The sequence below is a fragment of the Streptomyces sp. NBC_00986 genome (assembly GCF_045162565.1).
Lineage (GTDB): Bacteria > Actinomycetota > Actinomycetes > Streptomycetales > Streptomycetaceae > Streptomyces.
Genome location: NZ_CP108733.1, coordinates 10819007 through 10834782 on the forward strand (window position 1 = coordinate 10819007; position 15776 = coordinate 10834782).

The window sequence follows — 15776 nt, forward strand, 5'->3', positions numbered from 1 at the left end:
CCCCGATGCTGTCGGCCGGCACAGCGCCGAGCATCCCCCGTCCCCCAGCCTTCAACCGCCGAAAGGCGTCATAGCTCTACGGCCGTGCGGATCAGCCCGGCGAGGGCGAGTGAGCGGCTGTGGGCCGGCCAGGCGATGTGGGTGACGACGGGCGGGGCGTCGGTCAGGGGGACGGCGGTGTGTCCGGCCCACAGCCAGGAGCGGGCGGATTCGGGGAAGACGGCCATGGTGCGTCCGAGGGCGATCAGTTGGGCCAGCTGTGTCTGGTCGTGGATCTCGGGGCCCGGGCCGGGCGGGTACGTGCCGTCGTTCGGCCAGCGGGCGGGCGGAAGACCGGGGATGTCACTGACGTCGGCCAGGGACAACGTCCTGCGCGCCGCGAAGGGGTGCCCGGCGGGCAGCACGGCGATCTGCCCTTCCGTCATCAGCGCCTCGGTGTCGAACCCGGCAAGGGAGTTGTACGGCGCGTGCATGAGCGCCACATCGGCGCGGCCGTCGCGCAGCAGCTCCGGCTGCTCGCACATGCCGCACGGCAGCACCTCGATCTCGGCGGCGCCGGGCACGGACATGTAGGCGTCGAGCAGCTTCCGCAGCAGTTCGTGGGACGCGGCGGCCTTCACCGCCAGCACCAGGCGGTCACGGGCACCGTCCGGACGGTCGGCGCCACCGGCGCGACGGGTGCGGCGAGCGGCGGCGGTGCTCGCGTCGAGGGCGGCGCGGCCCTCGTGCAGCAGAACCTCTCCGGCGCCGGTCAGGGCGACGCCGCGCCGGTTGCGCTCCAACAGGCGGACACCGAGCCGCCGTTCGAGCTGCTGGATCGCCCGGGACAGCGGCGGCTGGGCCATGCCGAGACGCTCGGCGGCGCGGCCGAAGTGCAGTTCCTCGGCAACGGCGAGGAAGTACCTCACCTCACGGGTCTCCAGGGCGTCCATGGCCCCAGCGTAGCTTCCGGGTGATACCCACCGGGTATGACAGAGCACCGTATCGGTGTTGGCCGCACCCCTCGTCCGCGCGTGACCATCAACGGCATGAGCGAAACGAAGATCGCGCTGGTGACCGGCGCGAACAAGGGAATCGGGTACGAGATCGCCGCAGGGCTGGGTGCCCTCGGGTACCGGGTGGGCGTGGGAGCCCGAGACGAGGCCCGGCGCGAGAGTGCCGTGGAGAAGCTGCGCGCCGCCGGAGCGGACGCGTTCGGGGTGCCGCTGGACGTGACCGGCGACCGGAGCGTCACCGCTGCCGCGGAACTGATCGACCGGCGGGCCGGGCGCCTGGACGTCCTGGTCAACAACGCCGGCATCTCAGGAGACATGGGGCCGGGCTGGATCCAGGACCCGACCACACTCGACCTCGACCTGGTCCGCACGGTCGTGGAGACCAACGTCATCGGTGTCATCCGGGTGACCAACGCGATGCTGCCGCTCCTACGGCGCTCGCCATCACCCCGCATCGTCAACATTTCCAGCGCCGTGGCCTCCCTGACCCGCCAGGCGGACCCGGCCGTCGACATCGGCCCCGTCATGGCGGCCTACGCCCCGTCGAAGTCGTTCCTCAACGCCGTCACCGTGCAGTACGCCCGGCAGTTGGCCGACACGAACATCCTGATCAACGCAGCCTGCCCGGGCCTGGTCGCGACCGACTTCACCGGCTTCCACGGACCCCGCACCCCCGAGCAGGGCGCGGCCACAGCGATCCGGCTCGCCACACTGCCCGACGACGGCCCGACCGGTTCGTTCTTCGAGGACGACGGAGTCGTTCCCTGGTAGTCCGCCCCCACCCGTCCCGACCACCCTGTAAGTTCCGAGGCGGCGTACCCCATGCCACGGCCGGACCGCCGACTCACTCGTTCGGCCCCGCCCTGCTGCGAGCGAGAAGCCCGCGGCCGACGCTGGGAAAGCCGACCGCACGCCGGTGAAGCGCCCGTGCCTCCGCCCGGGCCGCCCGTGGTCGTGGGACGAAGGAGGGACGGCGTTCATGGCGAAGGCTTACCTGGTGGGAAGTGGTGTCGCGGCCTTGTCGGCGGCGGCGTTCCTGATCCGTGAGGGCGGGTTCGTGGGGTCGGACATCCTGCTGCTCGAGGAGCAGGACCGGGAAGGCGGCAGCCTCGACGCGGCGGGTTCGCCCGAGACCGGGTACACGATGCGTGGTGGCCGGATGTTCGAGATCCACTTCGACTGCACGTACGACCTGCTGGGGTCGATCCCGTCGCTGGACGACCCGTCGAAGTCGGTGACCGAGGACACCTTCGCCTTCCACGAGGACTTCGCCTGGGACGACCACGCCCGGCTCGTCGACGCGGCGGGCAAGGTGGTCGACACGCACTCCATGGGCTTCTCCGAGCGCGACCGGCTGGAGCTGGTGAAGTGCGTGGGCACCCCGGAGCGGCTGCTGGACGGCAAGCGCATCACGGACTGCTTCAGCGAGGGGTTCTTCCGCACGGACTTCTGGTGGATGTGGTGCACCACGTTCGCCTTCGAACCGTGGCACAGCGCGATCGAGTTCCGCCGCTACCTCAACCGCTTCGTGCACCTCTTCAAGACCTTCGACTCCATGTCGGGGATCTACCGGACCCGCTTCAACCAGTACGACTCCATCGTGCGCCCCCTGTCGAAGTGGCTGACCGGGCAGGGGGTGACCGTCCAACTCGGCACCCGGGTAACCGACTTGCGGCTGGCCGAGGGGGACGCGCTGACCGTCGAGGCTCTCACCTGGACGCGGGAGGGCCGTAGCGAGGAGACGGAACTCGGTCCGGACGACCTGGTGTTGGTCACCAACGGCTCGATGACCGCCGACTCCACGCTCGGTTCCACCGACACCGCGCCCGTGCTGGACACCTCCGGCGACGCGGGATCCTGGCGGCTGTGGGAGACACTCGCGGCGAAGCGGCCGGGTCGGCCGGGCCTGCTGGGTGACCCGTCGGTCTTCAACTCCTCGGTCACGGACTCCACTTGGGTGTCCTTCACGGTCACGACGAAGGATCCGACCTTCTTCGAGCTGATGGAGAAGTTCAGCGGCAGCGAGGCCGGCAAGGGCGGGCTGATCACGTTCAAGGACTCCAACTGGCTGCTGACCATCGTCCTCAACCACCAGCCGCACTTCCGTGAGCAGCCCGAGGACACCTTCGTGTGGTGGGGCTACGGCCTCTTCCCGGACAGGGAGGGCGACTTCGTCCGCAAGCCGATGCGCGCGTGCACCGGCCGGGAGATCCTGGACGAGGTCCTGCACCACCTCCGGTTCGAGGAGGGCCCGCAGATCCTCGACCATTCGATCGTCGTCCCGGCGCTGATGCCGTACATCACCAGCCAGTTCCTGGTGCGCAGTTCGGGAGACCGGCCGCAGGTCGTCCCGGAGGGCTCCACCAACCTGGCCTTCATCGGCCAGTACGCCGAGGTCCCCGACGACGTCGTCTTCACCGTCGAGTACTCGGTACGCACCGCCTGGACCGCCGTGGCCCAACTCCTGGGCCTGAAGCGGCAACCGCCGCCGGTCTACAAGGGTGGGCGCGACCCGAAGGTGCTGGTCGAGGCCCTGCAGACGATGCACCGCCGCTGACCCGCCGAACGAGCGGACGGGAACGCCCCTGGCATCGGCATGCCAACTGGCCCTAGGATGCCGGGGTTTGAGCACCTGCATCAGTACTGGTTCCAGCTCCAGCAAGGCGACAACCGCACCGCATACGCGTGCGACCGGGGGAAGCCGGTGGGAATCCGGCGCTGACCTGCAACCGTGTGCGGCCCGGCAGGGCCGCGAGTCGGGGCACCCGGCGTGCGTCGTGTTCCGTACCGCTTCCCACTGTCATGGTCCGCAGCGCGAAGCCGAGAGCCCTGGTTCGCCGACGTGTTCGTCGCGCGGGCCGCTCGGTGCCGTCCCGCGGGCCCGCCCACGCCAGGAAGGCAACCCCTTGCGCCGGACGACCGCACACCGTGCCCTGCTCGCCACCACCGCCCTCGGCCTCGCCCTCACCTCCGCACCGGCCGTCGCCGCGACCCAGCCGGCGACCGGCACGAACGCCCCGATCAGAGTGACCCTGACCGTGCGGGGACCGGACGGGGTCCTCTACCAGGAGAAGATCAGAACCAAGGGGCACGAGGTGACGACCGCGACCGGCGGCACCCACACCTGCGACGGCACGAACGGCGGCGCCAACCCCGGCGCCGTCCCGACCCCGACCGCCGCCCTCGACGACGCGGCCCGCAAGCGGCACTTCACCTGGGACGGCACCTGGTACGCCTCGTTCGACGACTACTCGGTCGACACCATCAAGAACGTCTCCGGCGGCGGGACCGCCTACTGGAACATCTCCGTCAACGGCACCCCGACACCGGTCGGCGGTTGCCAGTTCAAGCTGAACCCCGGCGACAAGGTGGCCTTCACCTGGACCGCGTTCTGAGCAGAGGGGCTCACAGCGTGCGGGCCTCGGAGGCCGTTACCGGCTGCCCGGCCCGCACCCCGTGCAGGACATGGGCCAGCACCTCCGCACCGCGCACCACGCGTGGCCCCGGACGGTTGAAGTAGGACGGTCCGTCCACCACCCAGACCCGGCCGTCGCGTACGGCGGGCAGCTCCGCCCAGCCCGGCAGCCCGGTCAGCAACTCGGCCTCGCGCAGGGTCCGTTCGGGTGGGAAGCCGCACGGCAGGACCAGCATCACGTCCGGTCGTGCGGCCCGCACGGCCTCCCAGGTCATGGGCTCGGTGTGGTCGCCGGGCGAGGCGAGCAGCGGAACACCACCGGCCGCCGTGATCTGCTCGGGCACCCAGTGCCCGGCGGGCCACAACGGGTCGAGCCACTCGACGGCCACCACGCGCGGCCGTTCGCGTCCGGCGACCGAGGCGCGGACGTGGTCGAGCCGTGCCCGCAACCCGGCCCGGCGCCGCTCCGCGTGCTCCCGCACGCCGAGCAGCTCGCCGACCGTGACCAGGCAGTCCAGCACGTCGCCCAGCGTGCGTGGCTCCAGACTCAATACGCGGGTGTCCGCGTCCAGCAGTCGCACCGTCCGGCTCACGCTCTCGTACGACACCGCGCAGACATCGCACAGGTCCTGCGTGAGCACCACGTCGGGGCGCAGGCACGCCAATGCCTCGGTGTCCAGCGTGTAGAGCGAGGAACCGGAGTGCGCCGAACCGCCCACCGCGTCGGAGATCTCCCGGCTGGTGAGCCGGTCCTGATCCAGGTCCGCACCGGTCACCACCGGCACGGAGGCCACCTCGCGCGGCGGCCAGTCGCACTCGTGCGTCCGTCCGACCAGCCGCGCGGACAGCCCCAGTTCGGCGACGATGTCGGTCGCGGCGGGCAGCAGGGAGACGATGCGCATATCGAGACCCTACGACCCCGGCTCCGGCGTCAGGCGCCCCAGCGCACGGCGATCGTGTCGCCCACGTTGATCACCTGCGCGCGGGCCGCGCCGGTGAAGGCGGCGCCGTCGACGCTCACCTTCCACGTCCCGGAACCGCTGTTGGCCTTGCCGTTGAGCGTGGTGATCGTGCCCGTGCCGGACGAGGGGGTCACGCCGGTGACACAGCCCGAGGGGGTGGCGGCGCTCGTCGCCGCGTCGAGGACGGCGCCCAGCGTCGTCGCGCTGCCGGTCGGGGTGAGCGCCACCGAGCAGACTCCGAGGGCGCCCGCGCCGTCGTCCACGGTCAGCGCCAGCTTCGCCGCCGTACCCGAGGTGAACGCGGTCTGGCCCACCCACTGCGGGGCACCGCTCGTGATCGGGACCGGCGGGGCGGCGGTGAAGCCACCGCCGACTACCGCGCGCAGCCCGTCGATCGACGCGTAGGCCGACGGACTCGTGTCGCTGGGAAGGTACTTGAAGCCGCCGCCCGGGTTGAACTGCTGGGCGATCAGGAAGTCCACCGGAGTCTTGCCCTGGGTGGTGAGGAAGTCACCGGTCTGCGGGTTGATGCCACAGGCGTCGAGGCCCGAGACGGCCCAGCCGTTGGAGTCGGTGTTGACGCCGAACAGGGCGTTGAACGCGCCGCTGGCCGCCACCAGTTTGCTCTTCAGGAACGCCTTCGCCTGCAGGATGTCGGTGTCCGTGCTGGGTACGCCGGACACGCACAGGGCGGCCATCGCCGCGCCGGTCATGTCGATGTCGCTCGTCGCCGCGAGCTGGGTCGCGTTGCCCTCGGCCTTGCTGTAGTTCCATCCGCCGTCGTTGTGCTGGTTGGCACGGAGACGCGTGACGATCGCGTCCCGCAGCGCCTGCGGGACGCGCTGCACTCCGGACTGCGTTTTCGCGCCGCTCAGGGCCAGCGCGGCGAAGACGGTGCCGTTGAAGTTCGCGGACGGACCGAAGTAACCGGCCTCCGCCGTCTGCCAGTAGCCGTAGACGTCCGCGACGAGATTGCGCCCGGCGGACACCCGGGCCGGATCGATCCCGGCGGCGTACGCGTTCAGCGTCGCCCGCTCGTAGTCGGTGACCACGGGGGAGGCCGAGGGCCAACTCGCCGTCGACAGAAGAGTCCGGTAGACCGATCTGGCGTTCTTGCTCGCGTCGCCGCCCGGCGTCACGTCCACGGCGGCGGTGCCCGCCGCGGCGAGCGCGCTGAACGCCCACTCGTTGGACAGCCCCGACCCGGCGTACGAACCGTCCGCCGCCTGAAGGGACTTGAGATACGCGACACCGTTCGTCTTCGCGGTCGCGAGCTGCGCCGGAGTGGCGGTCGCCGCCGCCGGCAAGGTGGTGAGCGCGAACGCGCCTAGGGCTGCCGCCGTGGTGAGAACGCAGCGTCGGAGGGCAACGGTACGGGACATGGCCTGCTCCTGGGATGAGGGACGCCGACCGGCCCGTGCCGGGCCATGACGGCCTGCGGAGCAGCGGGCGTGACCGGTGTCCGAAACGCGTGGACCGGCTACCAAAAATGCTTCGCCGCCTGGGCATTCGGGCTCGGGACGACCCCCTGCCGTCCCACACCGCTGCGCGTCAGCCCCGGACTCCCACCGGGTTCCCCCACTCGGCAGAGCGGGACGGTACTCGACCGGACCCGCCGTCGCCAGCGGTCCTCCGGACACCCCACGAGGGGACCTGTGACCCGGCTTGACGCTTTCTGTGAACCATGTTCAAATCCGGCTGATACGCAAAGAGTTCCAGGGGAAGCCGGTCGAATCCCGGCGCTGACCCGCAACCGTAGGCCCGGCACCGCCGGGCGAGCCGGAATGCCTGGAGCGTGTTCATCAGCAACAGACGCCGTCGCGGACTACGGCGTGGTGCGACCGCCTTCCGTGCGTGGGGATCTCTCCGTGCGCCGGGGGCTCTCAGCCACGTTCCCACCCCGCGCCGGTCAGGCGGACGAGGGGGACGCGGTGGGAACCGCAGAGCGCAGAGACGGCCGGATCGGCACCCGACCCGGGCCACTCGTGGCACTCGCGTCGGCACTGCTCCTCCTGCCGGCCGCCTGCATGACATTCCTCACGACGACACCCGCGGCCGCCGACCCGATCGGCGACTGCACCGCCACCAGGGGCGCGATCGTCGCCGTCGACTTCGGGCCGTTCGCCGGAAAGGTCGAGCGCGGCTGCGACACCACGCCGACCACCGGCTACGACCTGCTCCACGACGGCGGCTTCACGACCACCGGCACCCAGCACGACGGCCCCGGCTTCATCTGCCGCATCGGCTACGGCACTTCGGGCACCCAGTACCCCACCCCGGACAAGGAAGCCTGCGCCCTGACGCCGCCCGCGACGGCCTACTGGTCCTACTGGACCGCCTCGCCCGGCCAGGACACCTGGTCCTACAGCCAGTACGGCGCGATGGACCGCAAGCTCAAGGACGGCGACGTCGACGCCTGGGTCTACGGCGGCACCGACGTCGGCGGCAGCACGGGTCAGCCCACCTTCACCCCGGACGACGTTCGCGCCGGCGGCACCGGCACCCCCGACCCGAGCGGATCACCCACTGGCGCCCCGGGTGACGTCGACGTCACCGCCGCAGCGAGCTGGCTCACGGCCCAACTAACTGACGGGGAGCGGGTAGTTGACGACGACGCCGACATCCCCGACTACCTGCTGACGACCGAGACCGCCTACGCGCTGGCCGCCGCGACCGGCAGGAGCGCGACCCTCGACAAGATCAGCGCATACCTGGCCGCGCACACCGACGACTACGCCTACCCGGCGGGCAAGACCGAGGCTCCCGACGCAACTGCCGCCGCACGCCTGGCACTTCTCGCCGAGATCACCGAGAACGACCCGGCGAAGTTCGGCGGCCACGACCTGATCGCCGACCTCGCGGCCAACGTCTGCGCGGCAGGCCCGGAGTCCGGTGAACCCACCCCCGGCTGCACCGCCAAGGGCGACTTCCGCAACGCGACCTACACCGACGGCCAAGCCCTGTCCGTGCTGGCCCTGTTGAGGGCCGGCACCACACCTCCGGCGGACACGATCGCGCGGCTCACGCAGGTCCAGTGCGCGGACGGCGGCATCACCAGCATCCTCATCAGCACCGGCGAGTTCTGCGACGGCGACCCGGCCACCACCGGACTCGTGGCCCTGGTGCTGCGGAGGGCCGGCGGCCACGACGACGCGGTCGCGAAGGCCCGCGCGTACCTCGGCAAGGCGCAGCGCACGGACGGTGCCTTCCCCGGCTACACCGGTTCGACGACAGGCAGCGTAGCCGCGACTGCCTACGCCGCCGAGGCCTTGCGGGAGTTGGGCGACACCGGTCGCGCCGACTCGGCGGTCGGCTGGCTGTCGAGGCAGCAACTCGGCGGCGGGGGCTTCGGGTTCGAGGAGGGTGCCGCCGATCCGGCGCTGTATCCGACACCCCCGGCCGTCCTCGCCGGAGCGGGCACCAGCCTGGTCACCCTGACCACGAAACCGGCCGCCCCCACCGACCCGCCGACCAGCGAGCCACCCACGACGAAGCCACCCACGACGAAGCCACCCACGACGGACCCGGGCGACGGCCCCGACCTCAAGAAGGGCGTCGCCTACCTCACCAGCTCCGCCAACCTCAAGCAGGGCCAGTACTACCCGGCCGGACCCGGTTCGTCCCGCGCCGACTTCGGCCTGACGATCGACGGCGCCTACGCGCTCGCCGCCACCGGCCTCAACAACGCCAAACTGCGCGGCATCGTCGACTTCCTGGACCACGGCGGCAAGGACGGTGAGGGCCGTACCGTGAACGACTGGACAGGCACCGGCACCGCGTACGCGGCGGGCGGCTCCATCGGCAAGACCGCCCTGCTCGCCGAGGTGGTCGGCCGTGACCCGCGCGACTTCGGCGGCAAGGACCTCATCGCCGCACTCGACAAGGCGGTCTGCGCCAAGCCGAGCACCGCACCCGACCGCTCGTGCGCGGCCAAGGGCGCCTATGCCTACGCGCCGTCCGTCTTCGCCCAATCCCTCGCAGTCATGGCCCAGTTGAGGGCCGACGACAGGACGGCCGCCGAACGGCCGATCGCCTATCTGGAGAGCCTCCAGCAGGACAACGGCGCCTGGCCGAGCCTGATCCCGTCCACGAAGGACTCCGACGTCGACTCGACCGCCATTGCCGTCATGGCACTTGACCTGGCCGGCGGCGACAAGGCGGAGCAGGCCGTAGACAAGGCGCTCGGCTGGCTCGCTTCCAAGCAGCTGTCCGACGGCGGCTTCCCGGGCGCCGCGGGGGACTCCGTCAACTCGGCCGCACTCGCCGTACAGGGACTGTCGCTCGACGCCGGGAAATACGCCCAACAGATCGAGCGCGCACGGAAGTTCCTCGCCGGACAGCAGAACTCCGACGGCGGCTTCAACGTGGCCAAGGAGGGCCAGCGGGGCTCCGATCTACGGGCCTCCACCCAGGCAGTAGGCGGTACGACCGGCGTCTCCTTCGGCACGCTGACTCGCGACTTGAGCGGCACCTCGCCGCAGCCCACTCCGAGCGTGAGCGCGAGTACGCCCGACATCGTGACCCCCGGTGGAGACACGGGAGGATCAACGACAGGTACCGGCGGGGGAGTTCTCGCCTCCACCGGTGTGCAGGTGGGCGCCCTCGCCGGGATCGCCGCGCTGCTGGTCCTCGTCGGCCGGCGCACGGTCGTAGGCGCTCGTCGTCGGACTGGCGCGAGGGGTTCGCGATGATCCCAACACGCCTTGTGCGCACGGTGGTTCGTGCCGTGGCCGCGCTCGGACTGACGGCCGCCGCCTTCGGCGCGAGCACCGTCCCGGCCGTGGCCGACCCGCAGTCCATGGGCCGTTGCACCACCACCTCCGGAGTGGTCCTCGCCGTCGACTTCAGTCACTGGGGCGGGCCGATCCTGCGCTCGTGCGGTACGACACCGACGACCGGCTACGAGCTGCTCAACCAAGGGGGTTGGGGCACCACCGGTACCGGCCACGACGGGCCCGCGTTCATCTGCCGGATCGGCTACAGCGGCTTCAAGAACGGCAAGCAGTATCCGACGGCCGCCCAGGACGACTGCGTCCTGACCCCGCCCGCGTCCGCGTACTGGTCGTACTGGCACGCCGACCCGGGCGCGACGACCTGGCAGTACAGCCAACTCGGCGCCATGCTCCACAAACCGAAGCCCGGCAGCGTCGACCTGTGGATCTTCGGCGGCACGAATGTCGAGGGTACCGAAGGCCGGCCCACGGTCACCCCCGACCAACTCCGCGCCCGCAACACCCGACCGCACGGCGCCGCGGGCAAGGCCGCCTCCACCGCCAAGGCACCCACGCTCACCCCGGGCGTCGACACGGGCCCTGCTCCCGACCAGCCCAAGCCGAAGAAGTCCGCAGCGGTGAAGCCGAAACCCAAGCCCACCCCTTCACGGATCAACAGCCCGTCCCCGAGCCCGAGTTCGTCCCCCACACTCGAAGCCGCGGCCACCCCGAGCGCCAAGGTTGTCGACGCCGCACCCGCCGCCGACGTACGCCACGACTCCGGCTCGATCCTTCCCACGGTCACCGGCGTCTCGCTGATCGTCCTGGTCGGCGGTACGGCGGTGTTCGTCGCGCGCCGACGCCGTCGTACCGAATGACTGCCGTGTCCCGTACGGGAGTTGAGGCGGCCCCACTCGTGTCCGGCGCCGTGCCGGACCGGGGCGGCCGTCGCCTGTCACGCACGCTGCACCCCGTGGCCTGGTGGATCTGGGCGCTCGCCCTCGCCACCGCTGTCAGCCGTACCGCCAACCCGCTTCTGCTGCTCCTCGTCCTGGCGGTTCTCGGCTACGTCGTCACGGCCCGCCGTACCGAGGCGCCTTGGGCGCGGGGATTCAAGTACTACCTGTACCTGGCCCTCACGGTCGTCGCGATCCGGGTCGTCTTCCGGGCGGTGTTCGCCACCGGCATCACACCCCGCGACCACTTCCTTTTCTCCCTGCCGCACATCCCCACCCCCGACTGGTACGCGGGCATCCAGATCGGCGGCCCGGTCTCCCTGGAGGCGGTACTCTCCGCCGCCACCGACGGACTACGGCTGGCCTGCATGCTGTGCTGTATCGGCGCCGCGAACACCCTCGCCAACCCGAAGCGCGCCCTGCGTGTCCTCCCCGGCGCCCTCCACGAACTCGGCGTCGCCGTCACCGTCGCCATCAGCGTGGCGCCCCAGCTCGTGCAGAGCGTCCAACGCGTCGCCAGCGCCCGCAAGTTGAGAGCCGGACGCGCCAAGGGCCTGAAGGCGCTGCGCGGGATCGTGGTCCCCGTCCTGGAGGACGCCCTAGAACGCTCGCTGCGCCTGGCCGCCGCCATGGACTCCCGCGGCTACGGCCGTGCGGGCACCGCCACCCGCAACTCCCGCCGTCTCACCGGGGCGTTGATGCTGCTCGGTATGTGCGGCCTCTGCGCCGGCGCCTACGGCCTGCTCGACGCGACCGCCCCGCGATTCCTGGGCCTGCCCGCCATGGCGTCCGGCGCCCTGCTGTGCGTGGCGGGACTGCGGCTCGGCGGGCGCCGGGTCAGCCGGACCACCTACCGGCCCGACCCGTGGCGGCTGCCCGAGTGGGCCGTCGCCGGGAGCGGTGTGCTGTCCGCCGTGCTGCTGTTCAGCAATCTCGGCTACAACGCGGCGGAGCTCAACCCCACCGTCCATCCGCTGAGTTGGCCCACCCTGCCCCTGGTCCCGACTGCCGCGATCCTGCTCGCCGGAACGGCCGGATTCCTCGCACCCCCGCCCAGCCCCGCGCAGAGAGGCCATGCCTCGTGATCACCTTCGACCAGGTCACCGTCCGGTACGAGGACACGGCCGAACCAGCCCTGCGCGAGGTCGACCTGACCGTCGAGGAAGGCGAACTCTGCCTGGTCGTCGGCCACACGGGCGTCGGCAAGTCCACGCTCCTCGGCGCCGTCAACGGACTCGTCCCGCACTTCACCGGCGGCACCCTCCACGGTCGCGTCACCGTGGACGGCCGCGACACCGCACACCATCCGCCACGTGAACTCGCCGACGTCGTGGGCGTGGTGGGCCAGGACCCCCTGGACGGCTTCGTCACCGACACCGTCGAGGAGGAACTCGCGTACGCGATGGAGCAGTTGGCGATCCCGCCCGCCACCATGCGCAAGCGCGTCGAGGAGACCCTGGACCTCCTCGGCCTCGCCGACCTGCGCCACCGCACCCTGCACGAACTCTCCGGCGGCCAGCAACAACGCGTCGCCATCGGCTCCGTCCTCACCGCCCACCCCCGGGTCCTCGTCCTCGACGAACCCACCTCCGCCCTCGACCCCACGGCCGCTGAAGAGGTGCTGGCCGCCGTCACCCGCCTCGTCCACGACCTCGGCGTCACCGTCCTGATGGCCGAGCACCGCCTCGAACGGGTCGTGCAGTACGCCGACCGCGTCATCCACCTGCCGGGCGACGGCCGCGCGGTGATCGGCACACCCGCCGACATCCTGCGTACGTCCAGCATCGCGCCGCCGATCGTGGAACTGGGCCGGGTCGCGGGCTGGTCCCCGCTGCCGCTGTCCATCCGCGACGCCCGCCGCGCTGCCGTGCCCCTGCGCACCCGCCTGACCGGACGCACACCCGGACCCGTTCGCCCCGCCCAAGTCGCAGTCGGGCCACGGCTGTTGACCGCGCGCGGGGTGACAGTGACCTACCACGGTGTCCCGGCCGTCCGCGAGGTCGACCTCGATCTGCACAGCGGCGAGGTCACCGCACTCATGGGCCGCAACGGCTCCGGTAAGTCCTCCCTGCTGTGGGCCCTCCAGGGCTCGGGTCCGCGCCGGTCCGGCACCGTCAAGGTCATCGACGCCCCGGGTGATCCGCACGAACTCTCCGCCACCGACGCGCGCGGAGCCGTAGGCCTGGTTCCGCAGACGCCCGCCGACCTGCTCTACCTCGAAAGCGTCAAACAGGAACTCGGCCAGGCCGACGCCGAGTCGGAGTCGGCGGCGGCGGGGGAGTCGGCCCGTGCGATCCTCGACCGGCTCGCGCCCGGTGTCCCCGACGACACGCACCCGCGTGACCTGTCCGAGGGGCAGAGACTGGCGCTCGTCCTGGCCATCCAACTCTCGGTCGCGCCCAGGGTGTTGCTCCTCGACGAACCGACCCGCGGGCTCGACTACCGGGCCAAGACGGAACTCGTCCGGATCGTCGACGCGCTCGCCGGCGAGGGGCGGGCCGTTGTCATCGCCACGCACGACGTCGAGTTCGTCGCCCGCGCCGCCGACCGGGTCGTCGTCATGGCAGAGGGGGACATCGTCGCCGACGGACCCACCACCGAAGTCATCGTCGCCTCACCGGTGTTCGCCCCGCAGACGGCCAAGATCCTCGCTCCGCTGCCCTTCCTGACGGTCGATCAGCTGCGGCCGCTGCTGGACGAGGAAGCCCGCTCATGACCGCCCCGGCCATCCGGCTCACCCCGCGCGTCGGCATCGTGATGGGGCTCGCCGCGTTCCTCGGACTGGTCGCGTTCTTCTGGCCGTTCGTCGTCGCACCGGGCACGTTCGGCTCCAACTACGCGCCCCCGCTGATCTTCGGCGTGCTTCTGGCGCTTGTGCTGTGTGTCGTCCTCTCCGAGATCGCCGAGGGCGGCATCGACTCCAAGGCCCTCGCGATGCTCGGCGTCCTGTCCGCCGTGAACGCGGCGCTGCGTCCGCTGGGCGCCGGCACCGCGGGCATCGAGACCGTCTTCTTCGTGCTCGTCCTCGCCGGACGCGTCTACGGCCCCGGCTTCGGCTTCGTCCTCGGCTGCACCTCGCTCTTCGCCTCCGCGCTCATCACGGGCGGGGTCGGGCCCTGGATGCCGTACCAGATGTTCGGCTGCGCCTTCGTCGGCATGCTCGCCGGGTTCCTGCCCCGGGTGAGGGGCCGGTACGAGGTGCTGATGCTGGCCGTCTACGGATCGGTGTCCGGCTATCTGTTCGGCTTTCTGCTCAACCTCTCCTTCTGGCCGTTCTCCCTCGATCCGAACAGCTCCATCGCCTACCTGCCCGGCCTGCCGTTCACCGAGCAGTGGCACCGCTACCTCGCGTTCGACCTCGCCACGTCCCTGGGCTGGGACACCGGCCGCGCGGTCACCAACTTCGTGTGCGTTCTCCTGGCCGGACCCGCGGTCCTGACCACATTCCGGCGGGCCGCCCGCAAGGCCCGTTTCCGGGCCCCCGTGCGCTTCGCGGCACCCGCACCCGCTCCGGCGGTCGATGCGGACGGGCCTTGAGCGCATACGGTATCGAGAAGATCACCCGCGACCGGCGGGTCCACCAGATCCCGGAAGGAACCGACGAGACCATGCGCGTCATCATGGCCCGCGGGCTGACGGAGGCGTTCGGATGAACGACGCCGACGACTCCGTACTCGTACGTGTCGAGGGGCGCGCCGCGTATCTCACCCTCAACCGCCCCAAGGCCCTCAACGCCCTCACCCACCAGATGGTTCGCCGTATCGACGCGGCCCTGACGGCCTGGGAACACGACCCGTCCGTGGAAACCGTCGTCCTCACGGGCGCCGGTGAGCGGGGCCTGTGCGCGGGCGGCGACATCCGCGCCATCCACAACGACGCGCGGGACGGGGACGGTTCGGCGTCGGTGGCCTTCTGGCGCGACGAGTACCGGCTCAACGCCCGTATCGCCCGCTACCGGAAGCCGTATGCCGCCGTCATGGACGGCATCGTCATGGGCGGCGGCGTCGGCGTCTCCGCACACGGCAGCTTCCGCATCGTCACCGACCGCTCGCGTGTCGCCATGCCCGAGACCGGCATCGGCTTCGTACCGGACGTGGGCGGCACCTACCTCCTCGCCCTCGCCCCCGGCGAACTCGGTACCCACCTGGCGCTGACCGGAGCCCCGGTGGGCGCGTCCGACGCTCTGCACTGCGGCCTCGCCGACCACTACATCCCGTCCGAATCCTTGCCCCAACTCCTCGACGGGCTAGGCCACATGCCGGTACGCGAGGTCCTGGGCCGGTACGCGCGCGAAGCGCCCCCCGGTGAACTGGCGGAGGCACGGGCGTGGATCGACGCCTGCTACGCGGCCGACACCGTCGAGGAGATCATCGACCGCCTCCTCGACCACGGCGACAGCGCGGCGAAACAGGCCGCCGAAACCCTGCTCGCCAAGTCGCCCACCGCGCTGAAGGTCACCCTCGTCGCACTCCGCCGGGCCCGCCGACTCGGCTCGCTGGAGAACGTGTTGAACCAGGAGTACCGCGTCTCCTGCGCGGCCCTGGCCACTCCCGATCTGGTGGAGGGCATCCGCGCCCAGGTCATCGACAAGGACCGCACCCCGCACTGGTCACCGCCCACGCTCGCCGAGGTCACCGACGCGGACGTCGAGCGCTTCTTCGCACCTCTCGGCGAACGCGAACTCGGCCTCGCCGTACCGGACATCACTCAGTAGCTGTCGTGGTGCTGACCGCGCT

At 71.2% G+C, this 15776-nt stretch carries 12 protein-coding genes, 1 pseudogene and 3 riboswitches; of the genes and pseudogenes, 10 read left to right on the forward strand and 3 right to left on the reverse strand.

The window, feature by feature from the left end; translation table 11 throughout:
- Nucleotides 1-68: 68 nt before the first annotated feature.
- A complete protein-coding gene (locus OG504_RS48735; RefSeq protein WP_405995589.1) occupies nucleotides 69-932 on the reverse strand; it encodes a LysR family transcriptional regulator in 864 nt (287 codons plus the stop codon).
- A 96-nt stretch (nucleotides 933-1028) separates the two neighbouring features.
- On the opposite strand from OG504_RS48735, the gene OG504_RS48740 reads away from it, so the two are divergent.
- The 3 genes from OG504_RS48740 (at nucleotide 1029) to OG504_RS48750 (ending at nucleotide 4390) form a co-directional block, all read left to right on the forward strand.
- Nucleotides 1029-1766, forward strand: coding sequence for an SDR family oxidoreductase (locus OG504_RS48740; protein WP_405995590.1), 738 nt, complete (start codon nucleotides 1029-1031; stop codon nucleotides 1764-1766).
- Between the two features lie 208 nt (nucleotides 1767-1974).
- A complete protein-coding gene (locus tag OG504_RS48745) occupies nucleotides 1975-3552 on the forward strand; it encodes an oleate hydratase (protein WP_405995591.1) in 1578 nt (525 codons plus the stop codon).
- A 137-nt stretch (nucleotides 3553-3689) separates the two neighbouring features.
- Nucleotides 3690-3762: riboswitch (cobalamin riboswitch) on the forward strand.
- Between the two features lie 139 nt (nucleotides 3763-3901).
- Nucleotides 3902-4390 (forward strand): DUF4430 domain-containing protein, encoded by a 489-nt coding sequence (locus OG504_RS48750; protein ID WP_405995592.1) that lies wholly within the window; start codon nucleotides 3902-3904, stop codon nucleotides 4388-4390.
- 10 nt (nucleotides 4391-4400) lie between these two features.
- Here the strand turns inward: OG504_RS48750 and OG504_RS48755 are convergent, their stop codons facing one another.
- Entirely contained in the window at nucleotides 4401-5312 is a 912-nt protein-coding gene (locus OG504_RS48755) for a cobalamin-binding protein (RefSeq protein WP_405995593.1), read from the reverse strand.
- 29 nt (nucleotides 5313-5341) lie between these two features.
- Nucleotides 5342-6754 (reverse strand): hypothetical protein, encoded by a 1413-nt coding sequence (locus tag OG504_RS48760; RefSeq protein WP_405995594.1) that lies wholly within the window; start codon nucleotides 6752-6754, stop codon nucleotides 5342-5344.
- A 121-nt stretch (nucleotides 6755-6875) separates the two neighbouring features.
- Nucleotides 6876-6951, reverse strand: a riboswitch (cobalamin riboswitch).
- Between the two features lie 138 nt (nucleotides 6952-7089).
- A riboswitch (cobalamin riboswitch) is annotated at nucleotides 7090-7162 on the forward strand.
- A gap of 141 nt (nucleotides 7163-7303) precedes the next feature.
- Here OG504_RS48760 and OG504_RS48765 point away from each other — a divergent pair.
- The 7 genes and pseudogenes from OG504_RS48765 to OG504_RS48795 all read left to right on the forward strand — a co-directional run bounded on the left by OG504_RS48765 (nucleotide 7304) and on the right by OG504_RS48795 (nucleotide 15754).
- Nucleotides 7304-10063: a prenyltransferase/squalene oxidase repeat-containing protein gene (locus OG504_RS48765; protein ID WP_405995595.1), complete on the forward strand. Its 2760-nt coding sequence runs from the start codon at nucleotides 7304-7306 to the stop codon at nucleotides 10061-10063.
- On the forward strand, nucleotides 10060-10962 hold the full coding sequence (locus OG504_RS48770) for a hypothetical protein (protein ID WP_405995596.1): 903 nt from the start codon (nucleotides 10060-10062) through the stop codon (nucleotides 10960-10962). The genes OG504_RS48765 and OG504_RS48770 overlap by 4 nt, the downstream gene beginning before the upstream one ends.
- Complete coding sequence (locus OG504_RS48775; RefSeq protein ID WP_405995597.1) at nucleotides 10959-12125, forward strand: energy-coupling factor transporter transmembrane component T; 1167 nt, start codon at nucleotides 10959-10961, stop codon at nucleotides 12123-12125. The genes OG504_RS48770 and OG504_RS48775 overlap by 4 nt, the downstream gene beginning before the upstream one ends.
- The gene (locus OG504_RS48780) at nucleotides 12122-13756 is read left to right on the forward strand and encodes an ABC transporter ATP-binding protein (protein WP_405995598.1); all 1635 of its coding nucleotides are present in this window, start codon (nucleotides 12122-12124) and stop codon (nucleotides 13754-13756) included. The genes OG504_RS48775 and OG504_RS48780 overlap by 4 nt, the downstream gene beginning before the upstream one ends.
- Entirely contained in the window at nucleotides 13753-14577 is an 825-nt protein-coding gene (locus OG504_RS48785; RefSeq protein WP_405995599.1) for an ECF transporter S component, read from the forward strand. Before OG504_RS48780 ends, OG504_RS48785 begins: the two co-directional genes overlap by 4 nt.
- Nucleotides 14574-14693, forward strand: a pseudogene (locus OG504_RS48790) (acyl-CoA dehydrogenase family protein); the annotation flags it as partial. The gene OG504_RS48785 and the pseudogene OG504_RS48790, both read left to right, overlap by 4 nt.
- Nucleotides 14690-15754 (forward strand): enoyl-CoA hydratase/isomerase family protein, encoded by a 1065-nt coding sequence (locus tag OG504_RS48795; protein WP_405995600.1) that lies wholly within the window; start codon nucleotides 14690-14692, stop codon nucleotides 15752-15754. The pseudogene OG504_RS48790 and the gene OG504_RS48795, both read left to right, overlap by 4 nt.
- The last annotated feature ends 22 nt before the right edge of the window (nucleotides 15755-15776 follow it).